This window comes from Mesorhizobium sp. M2A.F.Ca.ET.067.02.1.1, assembly GCF_004023285.1.
In the GTDB taxonomy this organism is placed as follows: domain Bacteria; phylum Pseudomonadota; class Alphaproteobacteria; order Rhizobiales; family Rhizobiaceae; genus Mesorhizobium.
The window spans coordinates 1-1355 of sequence record NZ_RZSB01001101.1 but is presented as its reverse complement, the minus strand read 5'-3'; the positions used below and the strand labels follow the sequence as shown (position 1 = coordinate 1355).

General features: G+C 66.5%; 1 protein-coding gene. It reads left to right on the top strand.

Annotated elements, in window-relative coordinates; all coding sequences use genetic code 11:
* Positions 1-3: 3 nt before the first annotated feature.
* On the top strand, positions 4-1355 hold a 1352-nt coding region (locus tag EOA28_RS35790), incomplete at its 3' end, for an ABC transporter ATP-binding protein (protein ID WP_148671111.1).

Genomic DNA, 1355 nt, shown 5'->3' with positions numbered 1-1355 from the left:
ATCATGGCTCGTTTCAAGATCGATCTGCGCGCCGGCGCCTTTCGCAGCGTGCTCGGCTTCACGTTCAGCCACTGGCGGCGCCAGCCGTGGCGGCTTTCGCTCATCATGGGCGCATTCCTGCTCTCGACGCTGGCCGATGTGCTGACGCCCTTCTATTCCGGCCGCCTGGTCGACGCGGTCGCAAGCGGCGCCGGGACCGATGAAGTCGCCTGGAACGCGGCGACGACCGCGTTCTCGATCCTGATGGCGTTGGCGCTGGCGGGCGTCGTGCTGCGCAATATCGCCTTCCTGTGGATCGTCGAGCTGACGCTGAAGATGATGTCGGACATTGCCGCCGACGCCTTCCATCGGGTGCAGCGGTTCTCGACGGACTGGCACGCCAACAGCTTTGCCGGATCGACGGTGCGCAAGATAACGCGCGGCATGTGGGCGCTGGACCTGCTCAACGACACGATCCTGATCGCGCTGCTGCCATCGGTCGTCATGCTCGTCGGATCGACGCTGCTGCTCGGCTGGTTCTGGCCGCTGATGGGGGCTGTCGTGGCGGCCGGCTCGGTGCTGTTCATCGCCGTCACGGCGATGCTCTCGCTCGGCTATGTCGCGCCCGCCGCGCGGCTCGCCAACAGCTGGGACACGCGGCTGGGCGGCGCGCTGGCGGATGCGGTGAGCTGCAATGCCGTCGTCAAAGGCTTTGGCGCGGAGGCCCGCGAGGAAGCGCGGCTGGCGCGCGTGGTCGCCAAATGGCGGCTGCGCACCGGCCGCACCTGGATGCGCGGCACCGCCAACGGCACCACGCAAGGAGCGCTGCTGCTGGTCATCCGGGCAGCGGTGATCGGCCTTGCCCTCATCTTATGGGCCTGGGGCCAGGCGAGCGCCGGCGACGTCGCTTTCGTGCTGACCTCGTTCTTCGTGCTGCAGGGCTATCTGCGCGACATCGGCACGCATATCCGCAACCTGCAACGCTCGGTCAACGACATGGAGGAACTGGTCGACTTCCAGTCCGAACCGCTCGGCATCCAGGACCGGCCCGGAGCTCGGCCGATCCGGATCACCGATGGGCGCGTCGCCTTCGACAAGGTGACGTTCCACTACGGCAACCATCTTCTGCCGCTCTACCGCGATTTCTCGGTCGACATCGCGGCTGGCGAGCGCATTGGACTGGTCGGGCATTCGGGCTCGGGCAAGACGACCTTCGTCAAGCTGATCCAGCGGCTCTATGACGTGAATGCCGGGCGGATACTGGTTGACGGGCAGGACATCTCGCAGGTCGAGCAGGCGTCGCTGCGCAGCCAGATCGCCATCGTCCAGCAGGAGCCGATCCTGTTCCACCGCTCGCTTGCCGAGAACATCGCCTA